The organism is Dietzia sp. SLG310A2-38A2, from assembly GCF_014145095.1.
GTDB lineage: Bacteria > Actinomycetota > Actinomycetes > Mycobacteriales > Mycobacteriaceae > Dietzia.
The window spans coordinates 1-5,871 of sequence record NZ_JAALDX010000091.1; the positions used below are offsets into that span (position 1 = coordinate 1).

The 5,871-nt window shown below is 70.4% G+C and carries 5 protein-coding genes and 1 pseudogene; 3 read left to right on the forward strand and 3 right to left on the reverse strand.

Annotated features, from left to right (window positions below; translation table 11 throughout):
* Positions 1-188: pseudogene (locus G6027_RS03710) on the reverse strand (hypothetical protein); the annotation flags it as partial.
* A 132-nt stretch (positions 189-320) separates the two neighbouring features.
* Here G6027_RS03710 and G6027_RS03715 point away from each other — a divergent pair.
* Positions 321-1,085, forward strand: a complete 765-nt coding sequence (locus G6027_RS03715) for an IclR family transcriptional regulator (protein ID WP_182635502.1) — start codon at positions 321-323, stop codon at positions 1,083-1,085.
* 83 nt (positions 1,086-1,168) lie between these two features.
* On the opposite strand, the gene G6027_RS03720 is transcribed toward G6027_RS03715, so the two are convergent.
* Positions 1,169-1,954 carry a 2-keto-4-pentenoate hydratase gene (locus tag G6027_RS03720; protein WP_182635511.1) on the reverse strand — a complete coding sequence of 262 codons (786 nt, stop codon included), beginning with the start codon at positions 1,952-1,954 and terminating at the stop codon, positions 1,169-1,171.
* 60 nt (positions 1,955-2,014) lie between these two features.
* On the opposite strand from G6027_RS03720, the gene kstD reads away from it, so the two are divergent.
* Positions 2,015-3,772 (forward strand): 3-oxosteroid 1-dehydrogenase, encoded by a 1,758-nt coding sequence (gene kstD, locus G6027_RS03725; RefSeq protein ID WP_182635519.1) that lies wholly within the window; start codon positions 2,015-2,017, stop codon positions 3,770-3,772.
* Positions 3,773-3,774: 2 nt separating this feature from the next.
* Complete coding sequence (locus tag G6027_RS03730) at positions 3,775-4,635, forward strand: MaoC/PaaZ C-terminal domain-containing protein (RefSeq protein WP_182635521.1); 861 nt, start codon at positions 3,775-3,777, stop codon at positions 4,633-4,635.
* A gap of 95 nt (positions 4,636-4,730) precedes the next feature.
* Here the strand turns inward: G6027_RS03730 and G6027_RS03735 are convergent, their stop codons facing one another.
* Positions 4,731-5,774 (reverse strand): LLM class F420-dependent oxidoreductase, encoded by a 1,044-nt coding sequence (locus tag G6027_RS03735; RefSeq protein ID WP_182635523.1) that lies wholly within the window; start codon positions 5,772-5,774, stop codon positions 4,731-4,733.
* Positions 5,775-5,871: the final 97 nt, after the last annotated feature.

Below are 5,871 nucleotides of genomic sequence, written 5' to 3' on the forward strand. Positions count from 1 at the left end.
GCCTCCCGGTCGAGCCGACCCATGGCCTCCACGAGGTGGTGCGCGGCCTGCAGCCGGGTGGCCGCGGCGAGGTTCTGCGCCAGCGTCGCCGACCGCGCCACCTCACTCAACGCCTCGGCCCCGAGCGTGCCCAAGGGCTCGGGCACGGCACGAAGCGGCCCGGACGCGAACGAACTCGTCGTCGTCACACTCACCACCGCCACCCCTCCCTGGCCGCACCCGACTCGAACATGTGTACTACACTATCGCCGCCATCACATTAGCGCAAGTGTTCGATTGGAACGTGCGGCAATGTCGGGCCTCCGCGCTACACTCAGCGCATGAACGAACCGCCCGCCTCCCCCGTCGACCGCGCCTTCGACGTGCTACGGGTGACGGCGGCGGGCACCGGTCTGACGCTGAGCGAGATCTCCCGTGAGGCGGGGCTGGCCAAGTCCACGACCCTTCGACTACTGGCCGCGCTCGAACGGAACGAGGCGGTGACACGTATCGGCCAGCGCTATCGTCTGGGGCCGCTGGTGCACGAGCTGGATCCGATTCCCGCCTCGCCGGCATACGAGCGGACCCGCCGCGTACTCACACCGTTCCTCGCGCACCTCTTCGAGGCGACCCGCGCGACGGTGCACCTCGCCACCCTGCACGGTGACGAGGTGGTGTATCTCAACAAACTGCACGGTCCGCGGCCGATCCCGTCGCCGTCGCGGATCGGCGGCGGATTGCCGGCCTATTGCACCGGAGTGGGCAAAGCGATGTTGGCATTCGACGACGCGGCCGCCGAGCGGGTGGCGCAGGGCCCGATGGTTGCTTGGACCGATACCACCCTGACCTCGCCGGACGCGCTCGCCGTGGAGCTGGCGGAGATCCGGCGCAGGAGACGGGCGGTGGATCGAGCCGAGCTCACACCCGGCCTCTTCTGCGTGGCCGCGCCGGTGTTCGACGACGACGACGAGGAGGGCATCAGCGGCACCCGTGCGGTGGCGGCGCTGTCCGCGAGCGCAGCCGACGAGGCGGCACTCGCGCGACTGGAGCCGCTGGTCGCCAGGGTGGCGGCGGCCGCCAGTCGCGCGATGGGGGCGGACCGCTGACGACGACGGACCGCGAGGAGAAGAGGGGCGCGCTCGCCGAACTCCCGCGCTCGCCGAACTCCCGCGCTGGCTAAACCCCCGCGCTAGCTGAATTCCATGGTCACGTCGCCCAGGCCCGCGAACTCGGCACGGAAGGAATCGCCGGGAGCGGCGTCCATGGCGCGGATCGCGGTGCCGGGCAGGATCACGTCGCCCTTGCGGAGGCGGACGCCGAACTTGGCGACCGTCGAGGCCAACCAGCCCACCGAGTTGAGCGGGTTGCCCAGGACCGCGTCGGAGCGGCCGGAGGCGAGGAACTCGCCGTTCTTGTAGAGGGTCGCGTCGATCGCGGCGACGTCGAGATCCGCCAACCGCACACGCTGCTGCCCCACCACGTACCCACAGGACGAGGCGTTGTCCGCGATCGTGTCGGGCAGGCTGATCTTCCAGTCGCGGATGCGCGAGTCGATGAGCTCGATCGACGGCACGACCCACTCGATGGCGGCGGCGGCCTCCTCCTGCGAGCACCCCTCCGGCGGGATGTCAGCACCGAGGATGAAGCCCACCTCGACCTCCACGCGCGGGAAGCAGAAGCGAGCAGCCTCGACGGGCGCCCCCTCGGGGTACTCCATGGTGTCGAGGAGATGGCCGTAGTCCGGTTCGTCGACGCCCATCATCTCCTGCATCGCCTTGGAGGCCAGGCCCACCTTGTGCCCCGTGACCACCGCACCGGCGGCGAGCTTGCGGCGGATGTTGACGAGCTGGATCTCGAACGCGTCATCCGGGGTCATGTCGGGGTGGTCGACGGTGAGCGGCGCGATGGGCGCCACGTCGGCCTCGGCGTCCCAGAGGTGCTGGGCAAGTGTGGCGCGGGTCTCCTCGTTGAGCATGACCGGGATGCTACCTCGACCGTCTGGCGCTCGAGCCCCCGGTTCTATAACGTGTTCTACATGGCAGACCAGGAGTTCGACGTCGTCGTCGTCGGTAGCGGTGGAGCAGGCATGACGGCCGCCCTCGCAGCAGCGAAGAAGGGCCTCAGCGTGGTCCTCGTGGAGAAGGCACCGCACTACGGTGGCTCCACCGCCCGTTCCGGAGGCGGCGTGTGGATCCCGGGGAACTCGGTGCTCCGGCGGGACGGGGTCCAGGACACCCCGGAGGCCGCCCGGACCTACCTCCGGGCGATCGTCGGCGACGTGGTGGCCCCGGAGCGGATCGACGTGTACGTCGACCGCGGCCCCGAGGTCCTCGAGTTCGTCCTCGACAACTCCCCCCTCGAGATGGAGTGGGTGGTCGACTACTCGGACTACTACCCCGAGGCCCCGGGAGGACGACTCGGCGGCAGGTCCGTCGAGCCCAAGCCCTTCGATCTGCGCCAGTTGGGTTCCGAGGCGACGAGGCTCGAGCCCCCCTACGCCAAGGCCCCGGCGAACATGGTGGTCAAGCAGTCCGACTACCGCTGGCTCAACCTTCTCCAACGCCCCACCACCAAGGGCTTCCGGCGCTCGGTCCGTGTGACCATGCGCATGCTGCTGGCGAAGGCCCGTGGGGCCAACATGGTGGGCATGGGCCGCGCGCTCATCGCCGCCATGCGCAAGGGCCTCCTGGACGCGGGCGTCCCGGTGTGGCTCAACACGCCGATGACCGGATTGGTCACCGAGGGCAGCGGCCGGGACGAGAGGGTCGTCGGCATCACCGTGACCCGCGGCGGCGAGGAGCAGACCCTCCGCGCCCGTCGAGGCGTGATCATCGGCTCGGGCGGGTTCGAGCACAACCAGGAGATGCGCGACAAGTACCAGCGTCAGCCCATCCCCACCTCGTGGACGGTCGGCGCCGCCGGCAACACCGGTGAGGGGATCGAGTACATGGAGAAGGTGGGGGCGGAACTGGCCTTCATGGAGGACGCCTGGTGGGGTCCCACGATCCTGCTCCCCCGCGGTCCGTGGTTCGCGCTCGCCGAGCGGTCCCTGCCCTGCTCGTTCCTCGTCAACTCGCGCGGCGAGCGGTTCATGAACGAGTCGCTGCCGTACGTCGAGGCCGGCCACCGGATGTACGGCGGCGAGTACGGCCAGGCCCCCGCCGACCAGGAGGGAGCCGAGGGCGAGAACGTCCCGGCCTGGATCATCTTCGACCAGGAGTACAAGAACCGGTACCTCTTCGCCGGTCTCCAGGCGAAGCAGCCGCTGCCGAAGAAGTGGCTCGAGACGGAGAACTTCCACAAGGCGGACACCCTCGCCGAACTCGCCGGGCTGATCGGGGTCCCGGCCGACGCGCTGCAGAAGACGGCCACCCGGTTCAACGGCTTCGCCGAGAAGGGCGTCGACGAGGACTTCAAGCGCGGCGTCTCGGGGTACGACCACTACTACGGTGACCCCACCAACAAGCCCAACCCGAGCCTCGGCCCCGTCCGCAAGGCCCCGTTCTTCGCCGCCAAGATGGTACCCGGGGACCTCGGGACCAAGGGTGGGGCGAACACCGACGTCCACGGCCGCGTGCTCCGGTCGGACGGCTCCGTGATCGAGGGGCTGTACGCCGCCGGCAATGCGTCGTCGCCGGTCATGGGCCACACCTACGCCGGACCCGGGGCGACAATCGGTCCCGCGATGGTCTTCGGGTACCTCGCGGTCGAGCACATGCTGGCCGGCGCCACCGCCCGGCCCGCCACCGAGGCGACGACCACCGGGCCCACCACCGACAAGACGGGAGTCTGACCGTGCCGATCGACCTCTCGATTGCCCTGGGGGCCGAGCTTCCCTCGCAGGAGTTCTCCTGGACCGCCTCCGACGTGGCCCTCTACGCGCTCGGAGTCGGCGCGGCCGGGAACCCGATGGACACCGCCGGGCTGGGCTACGTGGACGACCTGCATCCCAAGGTGTTGCCGTCGTTCGCCACCGTCGCAGCCACGATGAACGTCACCGAGGCGCCGCGGGTGTCCTTCCCCGGGGTCGAGATCGACCTGGCCAAGGTCGTGCACGGCAGCCAGTCCGTCGAGGTGCACCGCCCGATCCCCGCGGCCGGCACCGCCGTCACCACGACCAGGATCGCCGAGATCCAGGACAAGGGCTCTGCCGCGGTGATCATCCAGGAGTCCGAGACCGTCTCCGCCGAGGGCGAGAAGCTGTGGACCTCGCGGTCCGGGATCTTCGCACGCGGCGAGGGTGGCTTCGGCGGCGAGCGCGGGACCTCCGAGAAGGTCGAGTACCCCGAGCGGGACGCCGACCACACCCTCGAGGTCGCGAGCCTGCCCCAGCAGGCACTGCTCTACCGCCTCTGCGGTGACCGCAACCCGCTGCACTCCGATCCCGCGTTCGCCGAGGCGGCCGGGTTCCCGCGGCCGATCCTCCACGGCCTGTGCTCCTACGGAATGGTGCTACGGGCCGTCGTGGACGAGGTGCTCGGTGGCGACGTCGAGCGGGTCCGCGGCTACGGCGTGACGTTCGGCGGGATCTTCTTCCCCGGCGAGACGATGCGGATACGGGTGTGGGAGGACTCCTCGCGTCTGCTCGTGGCGGCCACGGCCGCCGAGCGGGACGACGCCCCCGTGCTCAAGAACGTGGTGGTCGACCTCGTCTGACCGGGGTTGACCAGCCCCCGGGAAACCGAGAACACCGAGAACACCGAGAACGCCCCGCGGCTGACCACCGCGGGGCGTTCGTCGTACCAGGGGGTTCAGCAGAGCTCGCGGAACTGCTCCACCAGACGGAGACGCCCCGGGGCGTCGAGCGCCATGGGAACGACGGTGAGGGTGGTGGCACCGGCCTCACGGAACGCCTCGACCCGTTCGGCCACGTACGACTCGGGGCCGATCAGCGAGACCGACCGGACGAGCTCGTCGGGGACCGCGGCCGCGGCCTCCTCCTTCTTGCCGTCCAGGTACAGGTCCTGGATGAGCGCGGCCTCGGCCTCGTAGCCGTAGCGACACGCGAGCTCGTTGTAGAAGTTCTTGCCGCGGGCGCCCATGCCACCGATGTAGAGGGCCAGGTGAGGGCGAACGAGATCCAGGTAGCCCGGCACCTCGTGCTCCTCGCAGATCGCCAGCGGGGGCCCGGCGTAGACCTCGAGCTCACCGAGAGCGGGATCGCGCTTCGCACGCCCCGCGGCCAGCGGGTCGCCCCACGCCAGGTGGGCCTTCTCGGGGTGGAAGAACAGCGGCTGCCACCCGTCGGCGATCTCGGCGGCCAGCTGCACGTTCTTCGGTCCGAGCGCCGCCAGCACGATCGGGATGTTCTCCCGCACCGGGTGGTTGATGAGCTTGAGCGGTTTGCCCAGGCCCGTGCCCTGGTCGGCGGGCAGCGGGATCTGGTACTTGGCGCCGTCGTGCACGAGCTTCTCCCGGCGCCACACCTTGCGGCAGATCTCGATGACCTCTCGCGTGCGGGCCAGCGGCGCGTCGTAGCGCACGCCGTGGAAGCCCTCTACGACCTGCGGGCCGGAGGCACCGAGGCCCAGGACGAAGCGGCCGTCGGAGACGAAGTCCAGGCCGGCGGCGGTCATGGCGGTCAGGGTGGGCGTGCGGGTGTAGATCTGCAGGATGCCCGAGGCCAACTCCATGGTCGAGGTCTTGGCCGCGAGGTACCCGAGCTGGCTCACCGCGTCGAACGAGTAGGCCTCGGGGACGAACGCGATGTCCAGCCCCGCCCGCTCGAGGTCCGCGGCCTCCGCGGCCGTCTCGGCGAAGCCGCCGCTGTAGTTGAGAGCCATCCCGATGCGCATGCGGGTAACGCTACCGGGGGGCCGCGGCACCCCGTCCGCGGGTCGCCACGGTCCCGGCCCGGGTCGCCACGGCCTCGCCCCGGATCACCGCGTCGAC